This window comes from Streptomyces sp. NPDC048142 (assembly GCF_043202835.1).
Classification (GTDB): Bacteria; Actinomycetota; Actinomycetes; order Streptomycetales; family Streptomycetaceae; genus Streptomyces.
Map to the genome: position 1 here is coordinate 95,308 of NZ_JBIDBC010000012.1, position 17,489 is coordinate 112,796.

11 protein-coding genes and 1 pseudogene are annotated in these 17,489 nt (G+C 71.6%); 7 read left to right on the plus strand and 5 right to left on the minus strand.

Going from position 1 to position 17,489, the window contains the following annotated elements; genetic code table 11:
- Window positions 1–270 precede the first annotated feature (270 nt).
- Together ACGF2Y_RS17750 and ACGF2Y_RS17755 are read left to right on the plus strand one after the other, a co-directional pair.
- A complete protein-coding gene (locus ACGF2Y_RS17750; protein ID WP_392947964.1) occupies window positions 271–1,203 on the plus strand; it encodes a DUF3027 domain-containing protein in 933 nt (310 codons plus the stop codon).
- A gap of 338 nt (window positions 1,204–1,541) precedes the next feature.
- A complete protein-coding gene (locus tag ACGF2Y_RS17755; protein ID WP_392948213.1) occupies window positions 1,542–4,769 on the plus strand; it encodes a sacsin N-terminal ATP-binding-like domain-containing protein in 3,228 nt (1,075 codons plus the stop codon).
- A 148-nt stretch (window positions 4,770–4,917) separates the two neighbouring features.
- On the opposite strand, the gene ACGF2Y_RS17760 is transcribed toward ACGF2Y_RS17755, so the two are convergent.
- Window positions 4,918–7,416, minus strand: coding sequence for an HAD-IC family P-type ATPase (locus ACGF2Y_RS17760; protein ID WP_392947967.1), 2,499 nt, complete (start codon window positions 7,414–7,416; stop codon window positions 4,918–4,920).
- A gap of 233 nt (window positions 7,417–7,649) precedes the next feature.
- Entirely contained in the window at window positions 7,650–8,000 is a 351-nt protein-coding gene (locus ACGF2Y_RS17765) for a DUF2530 domain-containing protein (RefSeq protein WP_392947969.1), read from the minus strand.
- Between the two features lie 224 nt (window positions 8,001–8,224).
- On the opposite strand from ACGF2Y_RS17765, the gene ACGF2Y_RS17770 reads away from it, so the two are divergent.
- Window positions 8,225–9,679, plus strand: coding sequence for an NCS2 family permease (locus ACGF2Y_RS17770; RefSeq protein WP_392947972.1), 1,455 nt, complete (start codon window positions 8,225–8,227; stop codon window positions 9,677–9,679).
- A 109-nt stretch (window positions 9,680–9,788) separates the two neighbouring features.
- Here ACGF2Y_RS17770 and ACGF2Y_RS17775 read toward each other — a convergent pair.
- A pseudogene (locus ACGF2Y_RS17775) lies at window positions 9,789–9,971 on the minus strand (ribbon-helix-helix protein, CopG family); the annotation flags it as partial.
- 134 nt (window positions 9,972–10,105) lie between these two features.
- Here ACGF2Y_RS17775 and ACGF2Y_RS17780 point away from each other — a divergent pair.
- Together ACGF2Y_RS17780 and ACGF2Y_RS17785 are read left to right on the plus strand one after the other, a co-directional pair.
- Complete coding sequence (locus ACGF2Y_RS17780; protein ID WP_007452526.1) at window positions 10,106–10,546, plus strand: MarR family winged helix-turn-helix transcriptional regulator; 441 nt, start codon at window positions 10,106–10,108, stop codon at window positions 10,544–10,546.
- 138 nt (window positions 10,547–10,684) lie between these two features.
- Window positions 10,685–12,019 (plus strand): MFS transporter, encoded by a 1,335-nt coding sequence (locus ACGF2Y_RS17785; protein WP_392947976.1) that lies wholly within the window; start codon window positions 10,685–10,687, stop codon window positions 12,017–12,019.
- 78 nt (window positions 12,020–12,097) lie between these two features.
- Here ACGF2Y_RS17785 and ACGF2Y_RS17790 read toward each other — a convergent pair whose 3' ends face one another.
- Window positions 12,098–12,682 (minus strand): Uma2 family endonuclease, encoded by a 585-nt coding sequence (locus tag ACGF2Y_RS17790; protein ID WP_392947979.1) that lies wholly within the window; start codon window positions 12,680–12,682, stop codon window positions 12,098–12,100.
- A gap of 102 nt (window positions 12,683–12,784) precedes the next feature.
- On the opposite strand from ACGF2Y_RS17790, the gene thpR reads away from it, so the two are divergent.
- On the plus strand, window positions 12,785–13,381 hold the full coding sequence (gene thpR / locus ACGF2Y_RS17795; RefSeq protein WP_392947981.1) for an RNA 2',3'-cyclic phosphodiesterase: 597 nt from the start codon (window positions 12,785–12,787) through the stop codon (window positions 13,379–13,381).
- Between the two features lie 223 nt (window positions 13,382–13,604).
- The gene (locus tag ACGF2Y_RS17800) at window positions 13,605–14,594 is read left to right on the plus strand and encodes an aldo/keto reductase (protein ID WP_392947984.1); all 990 of its coding nucleotides are present in this window, start codon (window positions 13,605–13,607) and stop codon (window positions 14,592–14,594) included.
- 71 nt (window positions 14,595–14,665) lie between these two features.
- On the opposite strand, the gene ACGF2Y_RS17805 is transcribed toward ACGF2Y_RS17800, so the two are convergent.
- Window positions 14,666–17,329, minus strand: a complete 2,664-nt coding sequence (locus tag ACGF2Y_RS17805) for a VCBS repeat-containing protein (RefSeq protein WP_392947987.1) — start codon at window positions 17,327–17,329, stop codon at window positions 14,666–14,668.
- Between the last annotated feature and the right edge of the window lie 160 nt (window positions 17,330–17,489).

Sequence of the window (17,489 nt, forward strand, 5' to 3'; positions counted from 1 at the left end):
ACGGATACGGCACGTTTGGGACGGGCAGGTGGGCGCAGAGCGGCGGAGAGGGTAGCGTGCGTAACGCGCCACCGGCGGTTGTTCTTGGCCGCGCGCCTCTCGGCGATCCCGCAGAATGGGTGGCAGAAGGCGCGCCCGAGGCAGGCACAACGGGTGTGGACGTCGACGCGGCCCCCAGGTCCGCTCCGCCCGCACCTGTCTGGCCGAAACGGCAATCGTGCAGCAGCTGGCGCGCTCGTGAGACTGGCGTATGGAGAGAAGCGAAGACCTGTGAGTGCTGCGACGACGACGCGAAGCCGTACGGCCCGTACCCCCGTTCCCGACCGCCTGTGCGCCGAGGCGGTGGACCTCGCGCGCGCGGCCGCGGAGGAGGCCGCCGCGCCCGGTGTGGTCGGTGAGTACATCGGCGTGGTCTCCGAGGGGGACCGGGTCGTCACCCACTATTTCGAGGCCCGGGAGCCCGGCTACCGGGGCTGGCGCTGGGCGGTGACGGTGGCGCGGGCCTCCCGCGCGAAGAACGTCACCCTGGACGAGACGGTGCTGCTGCCGGGCACCGACGCGCTCCTGGCACCGGAGTGGGTGCCGTGGAGCGAGCGGCTGCGCCCCGGCGACATGGGCCCCGGCGACCTGCTGCCCACCGAGGCCGAGGACCTGCGCCTGGAGCCCGGCTGGACCGGCGAGGACGAGCCGCCGCCGAACTCCGTGGTCTCCGAGGAGCTGGCGGAGCTGGCCGACGCGGAGGACGCCGAGCTGACGGACCGGCCGGTGGCGGCCACCAGCCGCGGGTCCATCGCCGCGGTCGCGGACGAGCTCGGTACGCGCCGGGCGCGGGTGCTGTCGCGCTACGGGCTGTACGCGGCGGCCGACCGCTGGGACGAGGCGTTCGGCCCGAAGACGCCGATGGCCCAGGCGGCCCCCGCGACGTGCGTCAGCTGCGCGTTCCTGATCCCGATGGCGGGCTCGCTGAAGCAGGCCTTCGGGGTGTGCGCGAACGAGTTCGGTCCGGCGGACGGCCATGTGGTGTCGCTGGCGTACGGCTGCGGCGGGCACTCGGAGGCCGCGGTGATGCCGGCGCCGCCGAAGCCGGCGCCGCACGCGATGGACACGATGCGGGTGGACACGTACTCGCTGCGGCCCGAGCGGGACGGGGGCTCCGTGCCGGACGAGGCGGATGGGGCCTCGGAGGACCTGGGCCACTCCTGACGCTCCTGCCCGCTGAGGGGTCCGGGCTCGCGGTGCCCGGGAATCGCGGGGCGCCTGTTCAGCCCGTCCGGCGATTGAGGACGGAACCGTCGACGTGGGCACCGGGTGCCGCTGCGGGGGCCCGCGCCCGAGGTCCCTGTCCTATGTGCCCGCTCACCTAAGCAAGGGTTCCGTCCTCAAACGCCGGACGGGCTGATTCGCGCCGCCCCCGACGGGCTGAAGTGGCGCGCCGCCCCCGGCGGGCTGGGAGCGCGGTACCTTCGGGCGCACACTGGGCGGCACGGGTACGGGCGTATGTGCGCCCCACCCACACAGCGGACGGAGTCGAGAGCGTGAGCATGAAGGCGACCGAGGGGGCCGATCCGTTCGGGACGGCACGGCTGCGGCGCGGCGTGCTCGACGCGTGGGGGGCCGGGCCCGCCCGGTTCCGGGAGGACGCCAACGCCGAGGAGGACCTCGCGCTCGGCGGCTACCGCGACCGCCTCGTCGTCGAGCTGGCCCAGAACGCCGCCGACGCCGCCGCCCGCGCGGGCACCCCCGGCCGGCTCCGCCTCACCCTGCACCCCGCCGCCCCCGGCGACCCGGACGGCCGCTGCGTGCTGGCCGCCGCGAACACCGGCGCACCCCTGGACGCCACCGGCGTGGAGTCCCTGAGCACCCTGCGGGCCTCCGCCAAGCGCGAGGGCCACGCGTCCGCGGTGGGCCGCTTCGGCGTCGGGTTCGCCGCCGTCCTCGCGGTCAGCGACGAGCCCGCGGTGCTCGGCCGGCACGGCGGTGTGCGCTGGTCCCTGGCCGAGGCGCGCGAGCTGGCCCGCGGGGCGGCCGTCGGCAGCCCCGGCCTCGGGGACGAGCTGCGCCGCCGCGACGGGCACGTACCGCTGCTGCGGCTTCCGCTGCCCGCCGAGGGCTCCGCGCCCGCCGGGTACGACACCGTCGTCGTGCTGCCGCTGCGCGACGGCACGGCCGAGGATCTGGCAGCCCGGCTGCTGGCCGCCGTGGACGACGCGCTGCTGCTCACGCTGCCCGGCCTGGACGAGGTCGTCATCGAGACGCCGGACGGCACCCGGACCCTGAGCCGCTCGGTCCACGGCCCGTACACGCACATCGACGACTCCGCGCACGGCCTGAACCGCTGGCGCACCGTCTTCCACCACGGCCCCGTCGAGCCGGCCCTCCTCGCCGACCGGCCGGTCGAGGAGCGGCTGCGCCCGCACTGGTCGGTCACCTGGGCGGTCCCGGTCGACGAGTCCGGGGCGCCCCTCCACCCCCGTACGGCACCCGTCGTGCACGCCCCGACACCCACCGACGAACCGCTCGGCATCCCCGCCCTGCTCATCGCCTCCCTCCCGCTGGACACCGCCCGCAGGCACCCCGCGCCGGGGCCGCTGACCGACTTCCTGGTGGAGCGGGCGGCCGACGCGTACGCGGAGCTGCTGGGCGCCTGGCGGCCGGTGTCGACCGGGACCATCGGCCTGGTGCCCGGACAGCTCGGCAAGGGGGCGCTGGACGGCTCGCTGCGCGGCGCGATCCTCGCCCGGCTGCCCCGGGTCGCGTTCCTGGAGCCCGCCGCGCCCCGCGACGCCTCCGCCGAGGCCGTCGACCGCTGGGAGGACGGCTGGGAGCGGGACGGCTGGGAGCGGGACGGCGACACAGCCGCCCCCGGCGCCGCCGCCCTGCGGCCCGTGGAGGCCGAGGTCGTCGAAGGGGTCGGGGCCGAGACCGTACGGGTGCTCGCCGAGGTGCTGCCCTGTCTGCTGCCCGCCGGTCTTGAGCGCCGCACCGAACTGCGCACCCTCGGGGTCGCCCGGGTGCCCCTGACCGAGGCCATCGACCGCCTCGCCGGTCTGGAGCGCGACCCGGCCTGGTGGCACCGGCTCTACGACAGCCTCGCGGGCACCGACCCCGACCGGCTCACCGGCCTGCCGGTCCCGCTCGCGGGCGACCCGGACGACGAGCGGGCGGGCCGCCCGCCGCGCACCGCGATCGGGCCGCGGCAGATCCTGCTGCCGCTTCCGGACGGACTTACCGGTCCCGTCCTCGCCCGGCTCTCCCGGCTCGGGCTGAAGGTCGCCCACCCGGACGCCGCGCATCCGCTCCTGGAGAAGCTCGGCGCCCTGCCCGCCACGCCCCACGCCGTGCTGACGACCCCCCAGGTGCGGGCGGCCGTGGCCGGTTCGCTGGACGCGGGGGAGATCTGGGACGAGGACGCGCTCGACGCCGACGAGCTGGCCGAGACCGTGCTCACCCTCGTGCGCGATGCCGAACTGGCCCCCGGCGACGAGCCCTGGCTCGGTGCCCTCGCCCTTCCCGACGAGGATGGCGAACCGGCCCCCGCCGGTGAACTGGTCTTCCCCGCAAGCCCGTTCGCGCAGATCATGCGGGAGGGCGAACTCGCCCTCGCCGACCAGGAACTGGCTGACCGCTGGGGCGAAGGGCCGCTCGCCGCCTGCGGGGTGCTCGCCACCTTCGCCCTCGTACGGGCCACCGACGTCGTCCTGGACCCGGACGAACTGGAGCCCCGCGACAGCGACTTCGCCGAACCCGATGACGCCGGGCTGCTGGACGCCGTCGACGTGTGGTGCGAGGACCTCCTCGACCAGCTGCCCGAGACCCCGGTGCCGCCCGTCGCCACCGAGATCGTCGCTGTACGGGATCTGGACCTGGTCGACGACGACGCCTGGCCGCAGGCGCTCGCCATGCTGGCCCGGCCGCCGCTGCGCGACGCGCTGACGCAGCCGGTGCGGGTGCTGCTGCCGGACGGGACGACGCAGTCCGTGCGCCCGTACACCGCGTGGTGGCTGCGCGATCACCCCGTGCTGGACGGCCGCCGCCCCGCCGGACTGCGCGCGGCGGGCGGCGACCCCCGGCTGGCCGGGCTGTACGACGCGGTGGACGCCACCGGCTTCGACGACGCCCAGGTGCTGCGGGCCCTGGGGGTGCGCACCACGGTCGCCGCGCTCCTGGACGAGCCGGGCGGCGCGGCCGAACTGCTGGGCCGCCTCGCCGACGAGGACCGCCCCGTCACCCCCGTACAACTGCACGCCCTGTACACGGCCCTCGCCGAACTCGACCCGGACCAGGTGACGTTGCCGGACGAGCTGCGGGCGGTGGTGGACGGGGGCGTGGCGGTGGTCGACGCCGCGGACGCCGTGATCGCGGATGCCCCGGACGTGCTGCCGCTGACGGAGGGCCTGCCCCTGCTCCCCGTGGCCCCTGCGCGCGCGGCGGAGCTGGCCGACCTCCTCCAGGTGCGGCGGCTCGGCGAGACGATCGAGGCGGGCGTCACCAGCGAGGGTGAGGAGCACCGCGTACCGGAGTCGGTCCGGGTCCTGCTCGGACCCGGCACCCCGGACACGTACACCGAACACCCCGAACTCCGCGCGGGCGGCGTCGAGCTGGACTGGCGCCGCACCCCGGACGGGGTTGTCCACGCCGCGACCCTGGAGGGCGTCGCGGCCGGTCTGGCCTGGGCGGCGGGCCAGTGGCCGCGCCGCTTCGAGGTCGCGGCCCTGCTGGAGGACCCGTCGCGTACGGAGGAGCTGGCGCGGGACCGCTGGTTCGACTGAGAGCCCGGCCGTCCCGGCCGCCGGTGACCTCGTCGACGCGAAGGAGTACCCGGCACGCGGAAGCCCCCGGGAGGATCACCGTCCGGCCGCCGTCCTCCCGGGGGCTTCCCCGTGTGTGCCGAACCGGGGGCTTCCTCGTGCGTACCGCCTACGCCCGGAAGCGCCGTCCCACCCAGCGCCAGACGAACTCCAGCGCGGCGGCCGATGCCACCGCGATGCCGACCGCCGTCCACGGCATGGTCGTGCCGACCAGCTTCAGCGCGAAGAAGTCCTGGAGCCACGGCACCACGAGCACGATCAGGAAGCCGAGCCCCATCGCCGCCACGAGGCCGATGCGCCACCAGGTGTACGGGCGGGCGATGATCGCCAGGACCCACATCGCGACCAGGAACAGCGTCAGCGTCGCCGCGCTCGTCTCGGCCTCCAGCGCGCCGGGACCTGAGTAGTGGTGGCGGGCGATCAGGTAGGTGGTGAAGGTGGCCGCCGCCGCGATGACGCCCGAGGGGATCGCGTACCGCATGACACGGCGTACGAAGTGCGGCTGGGCGCGTTCCTTGTTCGGCGCGAGGGCCAGGAAGAACGCGGGGACGCCGATGGTCAGCGTGGCCAGCAGCGTCAGGTGCCTCGGCAGGAACGGGTACTCCACCTGGAAGCACACCACCAGGATCGCCAGCAGTACCGAGTAGACCGTCTTGGTCAGGAAGAGCGTGGCGACGCGGGTGATGTTGCCGATCACCCGGCGGCCCTCGGCGACCACCGACGGCAGCGTCGCGAAGCTGTTGTTCAGCAGCACGATCTGCGCGACGGCGCGTGTCGCCTCCGAGCCCGAGCCCATCGAGACGCCGATGTCGGCGTCCTTGAGGGCCAGCACGTCGTTCACGCCGTCGCCGGTCATCGCGACCGTGTGGCCACGCGACTGGAGGGCGGCGACCATGTCCCGCTTCTGCTGCGGGGTGACGCGGCCGAAGACCGCGTTCTGCTCCATGGCCGTGGCCATCTCGTCCGGGTCGGTGGGCAGCCGGCGGGCGTCGAGGGTGTTCTCTGCGCCCGCGAGGCCCAGCTTTCCGGCGACCGCGCCGACCGAGACGGCGTTGTCACCGGAGATGACCTTGGTGGCCACGTTCTGGTCGGCGAAGTACTTCAGGGTCTCCGCCGCGTCCGGCCGCAGCCGCTGCTCCAGGACGACGAGGGCGGTGGGCGCGGCTCCGGCGGCGACGTCGGGCGCGTCCAGCTCACCCCGTGTGCGGGCGAGCAGCAGCACCCGCAGGCCCTGCTCGTTGAGGTGCTCGATCTCGGTGAGGGTGGGGTCGCCCTCGGGGAGCAGGACGTCGGGGGCGCCGAGGAGCCACGCGGAGGCCGTCCCGTCGGCCTCCTCGAACGCCGCGCCGCTGTACTTGCGCGCCGAGGAGAACGGCATCGCGTCGGTGACGGCCCAGCTCTCCGCTTCGCCCCTGCCTGCCGGGTCCGTGGCGCCGTCGCCCGCCGGGTAGGCGTCGATGATGGCCTGGAGGCTGGCGTTGGGCCGGGGGTCCGAGGAGCCGAGCGTCCGCAGCACCTGCCGTACGTACGTCTCGTCGCTCCCGTTCAGCGTCCGGACCTCGGTGACGTCCATGCCGCCCTCGGTGAGGGTGCCGGTCTTGTCCAGGCAGACCACGTCGACCCGGGCCAGCCCCTCGATGGCGGGCAGCTCCTGCACCAGGCACTGCTTGCGCCCGAGGCGTACGACGCCGATGGCGAAGGCCACCGAGGTCAGCAGCACCAGCCCCTCGGGGATCATCGGAACGATGCCGCCGACGGTCCGGGCGACGGAGTCCTTGAAGTTGTTGTCCTTCACGACCAGCTGGCTGATGATCAGCCCGATCGCCGTCGGCACCATCATCCAGGTGACGTACTTCAGGATCGTGCTGATGCCGCTGCGCAGCTCGGAGTGGACGAGCGTGAAGCGTGACGCCTCCTCGGCGAGCTGCGCGGCGTACGCCTCGCGCCCCACCTTGGTCGCGGTGAACGCGCCGCCGCCCGCGACGACGAAGCTGCCGGACATCACCGGGTCGCCGGCCCGCTTGAGCACCGGGTCGGCCTCTCCGGTGAGCAGCGACTCGTCGACCTCCAGGCTGTCGGCCTCGGCGACCGTGCCGTCCACGACCACCTTGTCCCCGGGTCCCAGTTCGACCAGGTCGCCGAGGACGATCTCGGAGGTGGAGATCTCGGCGGCGACCCCGTCGCGCCGCACGGTCGGCTTCGCCTCGCCGATCACCGCGAGGCTGTCCAGGGTCTTCTTGGCCCGCCACTCCTGGATGACGCCGATGCCGGTGTTGGCGACGATCACGAAGCCGAAGAGGCTGTCCTGGATCGGCGCGACGAACAGCATGATCACCCAGAGCACGCCGATGATCAGGTTGAACCGGGTGAAGACGTTGGCCCGCACGATCTCGGTGAGGGAGCGTGAGGACCGTACGGGTACGTCGTTGACCTCACCGCGCGCGACCCGTTCGGCGACCTCGGCGGTGCTGAGACCGCCCGGTCGGTGGGCCGGCGGCGGTGGCTCCATGGGGTGCACGGGGTCGAGTTCCGCCCCCGCGTCGATCATGGCCGGCCGGGAGGGTCCGGGGGTCTGCTCCCCGGAGGAATCGAGTGCCCGCTGCGTCATGGCTCCGACGGTACGGGCGTGCGCCTCGAATCACCCAACGGGGGGGGCCGAAGATCCGACCAGGGGAGGACGAAGTCGGTCCTGTGGTCGTACGGGAGCGGCTACCGGAAGAGTCGTACGGGAGCGGCATGACGGCTTACGGGAGCGGCGTGGCGGCTTACGGGAAACGGCGTGCGGGCGCGTGGGCGGGCCGGGCGTGCGGGCGTGCGGGCGTGCGGGCGTGCAAAGAGGAGTCAGGCGGTCCGGTCGGTGCGGCTGGTCCGGTCGGTGCGGCCCGCCGGGTCGCCGCCCAGAGCGCTGTCCGCCGCCTCGGCCCCGGCGGCGTCCTTGGCCTCGGCGCGGGCCGCGTGCCGCTTGAGGGCGGCGTCGCGCCCGCGGACGTACCAGATCCCGATCAGGCCCAGTCCGGCGCCGGCCAGCGGGGTCCACACCCACCAGGTGTGGCCGCGGTCGGCGAACCAGTCGTAGAAGGGGAGCTGGGCGAGGAAGAGGACGAACCAGAGGATCGTGCCGCCGACGACGGTGGCGACGACGGGGCCCTCCAGGGGTTCGGGCGCCTCGTGCTTGGGTGTCCACTTCTCCATGGCTTCAGTGTATGGGGCCACGTACGGGCCACCCGATCGGCGGGCGGCGGGCCGGTCGGCACAGGGGTCTACGCGCGGAGATAGCGATCTTCGCCTTATGTATTCATACTGAATCTGCTTTGGGGTGGCTCGAATTGTTCGTCTGAACATCCAATTTCGATCGCCGTTCGCCCCTTTGCTCCGCCTCCCTTCGCTCCACCCCCTACGTACGACTGAGGTCACCCATGCCCCCCTCGGCCACCGCTCCGGTCGACGCCCCGCCCTCCTCGGCTCCGCAGCCCAAGGGCGGCCTGGACCGGTTCTTCAAGATCTCCGAGCGGGGGTCGACCGTCGCACGCGAGTTCCGCGGCGGGTTTGCCACGTTCTTCGCGATGGCCTACATCATCGTGCTCAACCCGATCATCCTGGGCAGCGCCCAGGACATGCACAAGAACTACCTCGACAACGGCCAGCTGGTCACCGCGACCGTGCTGACCGCCGCGTTCTCCACGCTGCTGATGGGCGTCATCGGCAACGTGCCGATCGCGCTCGCCGCCGGTCTCGGCGTCAACACCGTCGTCGCGCTCCAGCTCGCCCCCCGGATGAGCTGGCCGGACGCGATGGGCATGGTCGTCCTCGCGGGCATCGTGGTGATGCTGCTGGTCGCGACCGGGCTGCGGGAACGCGTGATGAACGCCGTACCGAAGTCGCTCCGCAAGGGCATCGCGATCGGCATCGGCCTCTTCATCCTGCTGATCGGTCTCGTCGACTCCGGCTTCGTCTCGCGCGTCCCGGACGAGGCCAACACCACCGTGCCGCTCCAGCTCGGCGCCGACGGCCACCTCGCCGGCTGGCCGGTGCTCGTCTTCGTCCTCGGTGCGCTGCTCACGCTCGCGCTGATCGTGCGCAAGGTGCCCGGCGCGATCCTGATCTCGATCGTCGCCATGACGGTCCTCGCCGTGGTCATCGACGCGGTGGCCGGGCTGCCCGAGGGGGCCTGGGGTCTGACGACGCCGTCGTGGCCGGGCAATCCGGTCTCCGCGCCGGACTTCGGGCTGCTCGGTGAGGTGAGCCTCTTCGGCGGCTTCGCCAAGGTCGGCTATCTGACGGGCATCCTGTTCGTCTTCACCGTGCTGCTGTCCTGCTTCTTCGACGCGATGGGCACCATCCTGGGCGTCGGCGACGAGGCGAAGCTGATCGACGAGAACGGCAACTTCCCCGGCATGAACAAGGTGCTGTTCGTGGACGGCATCGCGGTCGCCGCGGGCGGCGGCAGCTCCTCCTCCGCCACCACGTGCTTCGTGGAGTCCACCGCGGGCGTCGGCGAAGGCGCCCGCACCGGACTGGCGAGCGTGGTGACCGGTCTGCTCTTCTCGGTGGCGCTGTTCCTCACACCGCTGGCGACCATGGTCCCGTCGCAGGCGGCCACTCCCGCCCTGCTGGCGGTCGGCTTCCTGATCATCGCGGGCTCGGTGCGGGACATCGACTGGAGCGACTACACGCTCGCGGTCCCGGCGTTCCTCGCGATGGTGATGATGCCGTTCACGTACTCGATCACCAACGGCATCGGCATCGGCTTCGTCGCCTTCTCGGTGCTGCGCCTGGCGGCCGGCCGCGGCCGCGAGGTGCCGGTGGCGATGTACGCGGTGTCGGCGGTGTTCGTCTTCTACTACGCGATGCCGGCGCTCGGCCTCACGTGACCGGTGGCGTCACGCTCCTCCTGGAGTCGACGGTCGGCGGCACGCTCCTTCCGGAGTCGAAGGGGGGCGTCACGCTTCCGCTGGAGTCGATGGGGGGCGTCAGGCTTCCCCCGGAGTCGTCGTAGAACTTCTCCGTCTCCTCGACGGCCGCCTTGAAGCGTTCGTCGAAGTCGTCGCGAATGAGCGTCCGGACCACGTAGTCCTGGACGCTCATTCCGCGTTTCGCGGCGTGCTGCCGGAGTCGGTCGAGCAGCTCACTGTCTATCCGCAGGCTGAGCACTGGCGATCCCATGTCCAGCAGGGTCGCTGCCCTGGAGCGCTCTTTGCGTCACTTTCCGCTGCGAACTCACTCGTTCGGGTGATCAAACTTTCGCGAGTGCGCCATCGGGTGGTATTTAGATTGGGTAATGAGTTACGCTAACAAACATGCCTGACCTGATCCACGACGGCGACAGTGCCGCCGCCGTGAGCTCCCTCCGCTCCGCCGTGATGCTGCTGGGCCGTCGCCTGAAGCACCAGCGTGTCGACGAGTCGCTGAGCCCCACCGAGATGTCGGTGCTCGGCACCCTGGCCCGTTGCGGCTCGGCCACCCCCGGTGAGCTGGCCCGCAAGGAGCACGTGCAGCCCCCTTCGATGACCCGCATCGTCGCGCTGCTGGAGGCGAAGGGGCTGGTCAGGCTCGAACCGCACCCCGATGACCGTCGGCAGAAGAGGGTCAGCCAGACCGAGCAGGCCGAGGCCATGCTCGCGGAGAGCCGCACCAAGCGGAACGCCTGGCTGTCCCACCTCGCCGAGGGCCTGGACGAGGACGAGTGGGAGACGCTTCGGGCCGCAGCGCCCGTGTTGGAGAAGCTCGCCCACCTGTGACCCCCGCGGGCGCGCCGGCGGTGATCCGCCGCTGGACCGGAAGCACGCCATCCGGTCCGGCTCGGATCACCGCCGGCGCGCCCGTCGTCACGTCCTCGTCGGACCGAACACCGCAGACGCCCGAGGAGATGAACCCTTTTGAGTACGGGATCCGGAGCAGACTCCGCCCCCGCACCGACTTCCACCCACGAGAGCAAGACCGGCGGGACCTTCTCGTCGCTGAAGATCCGTAACTACCGCCTGTTCGCCACGGGCGCCGTGATCTCCAACACCGGTACCTGGATGTCCCGCATCACGCAGGACTGGCTCGTCCTGAGCCTGACGGGTTCCGCCACCGCCGTAGGCATCACCACGGCCCTCCAGTTCCTGCCCATGCTGCTCTTCGGCCTGTACGGCGGCGTCATCGCCGACCGCCTCCCGAAGCGGCAGATCCTGCTCGTCAGCCAGGCCATGCTCGGCCTGTGCGGCATCGCCCTGGCCGTCCTGACCCTCTCCGGGGCCGTGGAGGTCTGGCACGTCTACCTGATCGCGTTCCTGCTCGGCATGGTGACCGTCGTCGACAACCCGGCCCGCCAGTCGTTCGTCTCCGAGATGGTCGGCCCCGCGCAGCTCCGCAACGCGGTCAGCCTGAACTCGGCGAACTTCCAGTCCGCCCGGCTCATCGGCCCCGCCGTCGCGGGCGTCCTGATCACCACGGTCGGCAGCGGCTGGGCGTTCCTGCTCAACGGCCTCTCCTTCCTGGCCCCGCTCGTCGGGCTGCTGATGATGCGCAGAGACGAGCTGCACGCCTCGGTACGGGTGCCCCGCGCCAAGGGCCAGCTGCGGGAAGGACTGACGTACGTCCGTGGCCGCCCGGAGCTGATCTGGCCGATCGTCCTGGTCGGCTTCGTCGGCACCTTCGGCTTCAACTTCCCGATCTGGCTGACCGCCTTCGCCGACGGCGTCTTCGACGGCGGCGCGGGCATGTACTCCTTCTTCAACATCCTGATGGCCGCCGGTTCGCTGGCCGGAGCCCTGCTCTCGGCCCGCCGCCGCGCCACCCGGCTGCGGATGCTGGTGATCGCGGGCACGGCGTTCGGGCTGCTGGAGATCGCCGCCTCGCTGTCCCCGTCGGTCTGGCTGTTCTCGATCCTGCTGGTCCCGATCGGCATGCTCGGCCTCACGACGAACATCACCGCGAACACGAGTGTCCAGATGGCCGCCGACCCGGAGATGCGGGGCCGGGTGATGAGCCTGTACATGATGGTCTTCGTCGGGGGTACGCCGGTGGGCGCCCCGATCGTCGGCTGGATCAGCGACACGTACGGCGCCAGGACCGGCTTCGCGGCGGGCGGTGCGATCTCGGTGATCGCCGCCCTGGGCGTCGGTTTCGCCCTCGCCCGCGTCGGCGGCCTCCGCCTGAAGGTCGACCTCCGCCCCGGCCGCCCGCACGTCCGCTTCGTCCCGCGCGAGCAGCTGACGACGGCGGCGTAACGCACTGGATACGGCTGTACGCGCAGAACGCCCTCCTCCCGGAGCGACCGGGAGGAGGGCGTTCTGCGTGCGGCGGGGTCAGTCGCGGGGGAAGGCGTCGGTGGTCAGGGTGAGACCGACGACGGTCGACGTCAGGTCGACCGGGGTCCCGAAGTCCAGGCTCAGGACGCTGCGGTACTCGTCGTCCTTGGGCAGCGTGTGCAGGTGCCATGTGCCGGTGTACGGATCGACGATGAGGTAGACGGGGACACCGGCGAGGGCGTACGCGGCCTTCTTGGAGCCGTAGTCGTTGGCTGCCGTGCTCCGGGAGATCACCTCGGCGACGAACTCGATGTCCTGGCACCGCCAGCGGCCGTCCTCGCCTTTGGCCGCGTCCGCGGAGAGGGCTGCGACATCGGAGGCGAAGCCGTTGAGGAGGCCGGGGAAGTCGATGCGTACGTCGGTTTTCAGCTGCCGGCGTTCGTAGGTGGTGCGCAGCTGCTCCAGGATGTCGAAGGTGATCTCCCAGTGCGTGTCCCGCTGCGGCGACATGTAGACGTTCCCCTCGACGATCTCGACCTTGAATCCCTCGGGGACGGGCTCAAGCCACTCGAACATCATGTCCAGGGTGCGCTCGTCGCTGGTGTCGGCCATGTCGATCCTGTCGGTGTCTACGACGGTCATCGTGCCGCTCCTCCCCGCTGCCGCACGGGCGTGCGGGCAGCCGCGTAGTACAACGATAGGCCCGGCGCCCCGGACACGCCCGGACCTGCCAGACTCGCGCGCATGAGCAGCCACAGCCCCGGCCGTCCGCCCGCCCAGCGCCTGTTCGCCGCCGTCCTCCCGCCCGCCGGGGCGGTCGCCGAACTCCGTACGGCTCTCGCACCGATCCGCACCCTGCCCGGTGCGCGGGACCTGCGCTGGACGGGCCCCGAGAGCTGGCACTTCACGCTGGCGTTCTACGGCGAGGTGCCGGAGGACGTACGGCCGGAGCTGGAGACCCGCCTGGAGCGCGCCGCGCACCGCACCGACCGCTTCCCGCTCCGGGTGCGCGGTGCGGGGCACTACGGCGGGCGGGTGCTGTGGGCCGGGGCGGCGGGCGGGCTCGACACGCTGCGGCTGCTCGCCGGGCGCGCCGACGCCGCCGCCCGGCGGGCCGGACTGCCGATGGAGGAGCACCGCCGCCACACCCCGCACCTCACGCTGGCCCGGAGCCGGGGCGAGGCGGACCTGGGACCGTTCACCGCGGCGCTGGCGGGGTTCGAGGGGGAGCGCTGGGAGGCCGGGGAGCTGAGTCTCGTACGGAGCGATCTGCCGGTGTCCGGGGTGCCGGGGGAGCAGCCGCGCCATGAGGTGGTGCGGTCCTGGCGGCTGGGACGGTGAGCGGTGCCGTTACGCTCGAAGGGTGGACCCGAAGACCAGAAACCGCATCATGGCGGCCGTGCTCGTGCTGATATTCGTCGTCGTCGCCGTGGGGGCCGCCCTCGGCGGCTGAGACCGGCGGGACCGGCGGGCCGCCGGGCGGTGTCGCACGCCGCCGGGCGGCCCGGCGCGTCCTGGAGCCATGCTTGCCTGGAGTGGACTCGAAGGAGTTGGCTTGGGGGCCATGGAGTACACACAGCTCGGACGTACGGGACTCAAGGTCAGCCGGCTCGTTCTCGGGACGATGAACTTCGGCCCGCAGACCAACGAGTCGGACAGCCACGCGATCATGGACTCCGCGCTCGGCGCGGGCCTGAACTTCTTCGACACGGCCAACGTCTACGGCTGGGGTGAGAACAAGGGGCGCACCGAGGAGATCCTCGGCACCTGGTTCGCCCAGGGCGGCGGCCGGCGCGACAAGGTGGTCCTGGCCACCAAGATGTACGGGAACATGGCCGCCGACGGCGATGCCTGGCCGAACCACGACAAGCTCTCCGCCGTGAACATCCGGCGGTCGGTCGACGCCTCGCTCAAGCGCCTCCAGACCGACCACATCGATCTGTACCAGTTCCACCACGTCGACCGGAACACGCCCTTCGACGAGATCTGGCAGGCGATCGACGTCCTGGTCCAGCAGGGCAAGATCCTCTACGCCGGTTCGTCGAACTTCCCCGGCTACAAGATCGCCCAGGCCAACGAGCAGGCCGCCCGCCGGGGTTCGCTCGGCCTGGTCAGCGAGCAGTGCATCTACAACCTCGCCGAACGCCGCGCCGAGATGGAGGTCATCCCGGCCGCGCAGGACTACGGACTCGGGGTCATCCCCTGGTCGCCGCTGCACGGCGGGCTGCTGGGCGGCGTCATCAGGAAGACCACCGAAGGCGGCCGCCGCACCTCGGGCCGCGCGGCCGACGCCCTGGCCGACCCCGCCACCCGCGCGCAGCTCCAGGCGTACGAGGACCTGCTCGACAAGCACGGCCTGGAGCCCGGCGAAGCGGCCCTGGCCTGGCTGCTGACCCGCCCCGGCATCACGGGCCCGATCGTCGGCCCGCGCACCGCCGGCCAGCTGGACAGCGCCCTGCGCGCCCTGGAACTGGACCTCCCGGAGGCCGTGCTCACGGGCCTGGAGGAGATCTTCCCGGGGCCGGGGGCTTCGCCGGAGGCGTTCGCCTGGTAGCGCCTGCGGGCGCGATGGGGGCCTCCCGCCACAGTGGCGGGAGGCCCCCATCGGTGCCGCTGGTCCGTCCGTCAGCTGAGGGCCTGGAAGTCGAGCCAGCCGCCGGCTCCGACGGCGACGCCGCTGCCGGAGAGGTTGGGATAGACGTAGAGCTTGCCGTCGCTGCCCGTGGCGAAGGCGTCGGCTCTGTTGTCGGAGCCGGCGTCGGGAAACGCGGTGAGCAGCGGCCGGTGGGCGAGTGTCCAGTCGGTCTTGGTGACGGTCGCCGTGGGGCCGTTGCCGAGGCCTTCGCCCGCGGGGCCGATGCCTTCGTAGAGGCGGAGGTCTCCGCTGGTCTTGTTCCGGGCGATGAGGTCGACGCGTCCATTGCCGGTGCGGTCACCGGGGGCCAGCAGGTCGTAGTTGGACCAGTTGCCACTGCTGACGAGGACGGGCGCGCGGGTGTCGTCGAGGTAGAGGGATGCGGAACCGAAGTACAGCCAGAGGAGGTCGCCCTCCTTCACCAGAAGATCGGGGTAGCCGGCGACATCGCTGGTGCCGTCGCTGTCGGTGTCGAGGGGGCCGTCGACGTCACCGATGGCGAGGATCTGGTCGGCGTTCGCCCAGTGGTTGTTCGCCTCCTCGAAGACGGCGAGCTCCTGGCGGTCGTACAGACAGGAGCGCGAGTGCCCGTCGGCCTGCTCGTCGCGTGCGGTGCAGGCCCAGCCGACTCCGTTGTTCGGGTAGAGCCGCAGGGTCTTGCCGCCGTCTCCGGGAAGGATGGCGACGAGGTCTTCGAGGCCGTCCCCCGTCCAGTCGCCGCGGTGGGTGATGCCGGCTTGAGTGAAGTCGCTGTTGCTCGCGACGGTTCCGACTCCGATGTAGCCGTTGCCCTGACCGGGGTAGAGCCACAGTTCGCCGTTGTTCCGGACACCGTAGAGGTCGGCGTGATCGTCCCCGTTGAGGTCGCCGGCCTTGTCGGGGACCGAGAGCCCGTTCGCGTAGAAGAGGTAGGAGGCCCGGTCGGAGCGATTCTGTGCGGCGTCGAGGCTGCGGACGTAGAGCCGCTGTGATCCGGCGGCGGGCGGGGTCAGGACGAGTTTGGCATCGATCCTGCCGTCTCCGTCGAGGTCGGTGTTGGGTGTGACGGTGCGCACAGCGGGGTCCCAGTCACTCCAGTACTCGTACGACTTCACGTCGTTGACGCCTCCGTCGCCGAGGACGAAGGTCCCGGCGGTGCGGGCCTCCCCGGTGGTGGCGGGCCAGCCGTCCGTCCCGTCGGGGAACTGCTGGGAGCTGATGGTGGGCGGGGTGCTGGGCCGGGTGGGGTCGAACGTGAACCCGCAGATGCCTGATGGCGTCCAGGCGGACTTGGACGTCGCGTCGAGTGTCTGCACCTTCCACCCGAAGTGGCCGTTCGCCGCGGCCAGGTGCTGCTGGAGCGTGGCCTTGGGGACCTTGACCTTCGCCACCGTGCCGGAAGTGGCAGACACGATCTGGTTGAAAATCTCGGTCCCGCCGGCCAGCCTGTTGGTCCTCCACATGCGGAACTGGGCGCGGACCGTTCCCCCGTCCGCGTCGGAGACCTTGGCGGTCAGGGTGACGTCGGTGTTCCCGATCGTGGTGTATGGAGCGACCGTGTCGCACCCGCCGGAGCTGGGAATGGTGTCCAGGCTGTTCGGCACGTTGGGCACGGTGTTGTACGTCGTCGAAAGCGTGGCCGAGTTGGCGTCGAACTTCTTCCACCCGTAGACGTCGCTCTCGCTGGAGGCCCGCATGCCGAAGGTGAGCGTGTTCCACCGGTTGGCGATGCCGTCCTTCGCCGCCGCGGTCACGTCGAAGGCGAGGTTGCCCGCCGGGCAGCCCGAGTCGTAGCCGCGGGAGTCGTTGACGGAGTCCAGCTTCTTCCGCCACGTGGGCTGCTTGTTCCAGGTGGTGGACGAGGAGATCGCGCTGGTCGCCCAGAGCTCGACGGTCCGGTTGGTGCACGACCAGGACCAGGTGTTCTTGATCCGGAAGGTGGACGAGGAGACCACCTTCTTGGTGGACCACAAGTTGCTGGCGTTCATCCGGAAGAAGGACCGGGCCAGCCCGTTGGTCACGCTCTCGTACCCGACGCGGGCAGTCGTGGTGCCCTTGACGGTGTTCCAGTTCGCACCGTTGAAGAACGAGCTGTTCGGGTGCTTCTTGTAGGCGATCGTCCAGGAGTGGCGGGACCCGGAGACGGCCGGGTCCAGCAGCACCGGGTACTGCGTGTCCTCACCGGTCAGGAGTTCCTGGTCCGGGGTGAGGCTCAGCTTCCCGTCCGTGACCGCGAGGTCCATGGTCGCCTGCTGCGCGCCGTAGCCGGGTTCGAACTCGTCTGAGGGCGACGGAGGTTCGGTGGCGGCACTGCGGGCCGAGAGGGTCGCCGGAGCCGCAGCTGAGCTGCTGTCCCACATCAGGGGCGTCGGGGCGGTGAAGACTTCCTCGCCGGCCGGGTTGACCGCCGTGAAGTTGCCGTGGGAGTCGGTGCGCGCCTCCAGGCCCTTGGTGTCCAGGTCGAACTGGACGCGCCTGAGCGCCGGGTCGGCGGCGGCCGCCGCCGACTTGACGACGAGAAGACTGGTGAATCCGGCGGGGCTCGCCTTGAGCTTGAGGTCAACGTCGGTGAGGACGTTTCCGTACGTCACGGTGTCCCCGTCGACGTCCGGCTCGGGCAGCGGCCGGGGCCAGGTCCAGGACATGCTGCGGCCGTCGCGCTCGACGGTCACCATGGCACCTTCGCCGCCGCCGGAAAAGCGTACGTCCACCTCGGTCGCCCTCGGCGAAAGAACTCCGTCCGCATGGGCTTTCAACGTCGTGTCAAAGGGTACGAGTTTGCCGTCCTTGCGCACGAACTTCGGTAGTGCGTACGTCTCTTGGGTAAAGGAGCCA

Bases quoted from the DNA above. Each gene is read 5' to 3' on its own strand.
- ACGF2Y_RS17800 (WP_392947984.1), top strand. From the start codon at position 13,605: ATGGAGTACACACAGCTCGGACGTACGGGACTCAAGGTCAGCCGGCTC.
- ACGF2Y_RS17765 (WP_392947969.1), bottom strand. From the start codon at position 8,000: ATGGAGAAGTGGACACCCAAGCACGAGGCGCCCGAACCCCTGGAGGGC.
- ACGF2Y_RS17770 (WP_392947972.1), top strand. From the start codon at position 8,225: ATGCCCCCCTCGGCCACCGCTCCGGTCGACGCCCCGCCCTCCTCGGCT.
- thpR (WP_392947981.1), top strand. From the start codon at position 12,785: ATGAGCAGCCACAGCCCCGGCCGTCCGCCCGCCCAGCGCCTGTTCGCC.
- ACGF2Y_RS17780 (WP_007452526.1), top strand. From the start codon at position 10,106: ATGCCTGACCTGATCCACGACGGCGACAGTGCCGCCGCCGTGAGCTCC.
- ACGF2Y_RS17790 (WP_392947979.1), bottom strand. From the start codon at position 12,682: ATGACCGTCGTAGACACCGACAGGATCGACATGGCCGACACCAGCGAC.
- ACGF2Y_RS17755 (WP_392948213.1), top strand. From the start codon at position 1,542: ATGAAGGCGACCGAGGGGGCCGATCCGTTCGGGACGGCACGGCTGCGG.
- ACGF2Y_RS17760 (WP_392947967.1), bottom strand. From the start codon at position 7,416: ATGACGCAGCGGGCACTCGATTCCTCCGGGGAGCAGACCCCCGGACCC.
- ACGF2Y_RS17805 (WP_392947987.1), bottom strand. From the start codon at position 17,329: ATGGTGACCGTCGAGCGCGACGGCCGCAGCATGTCCTGGACCTGGCCC.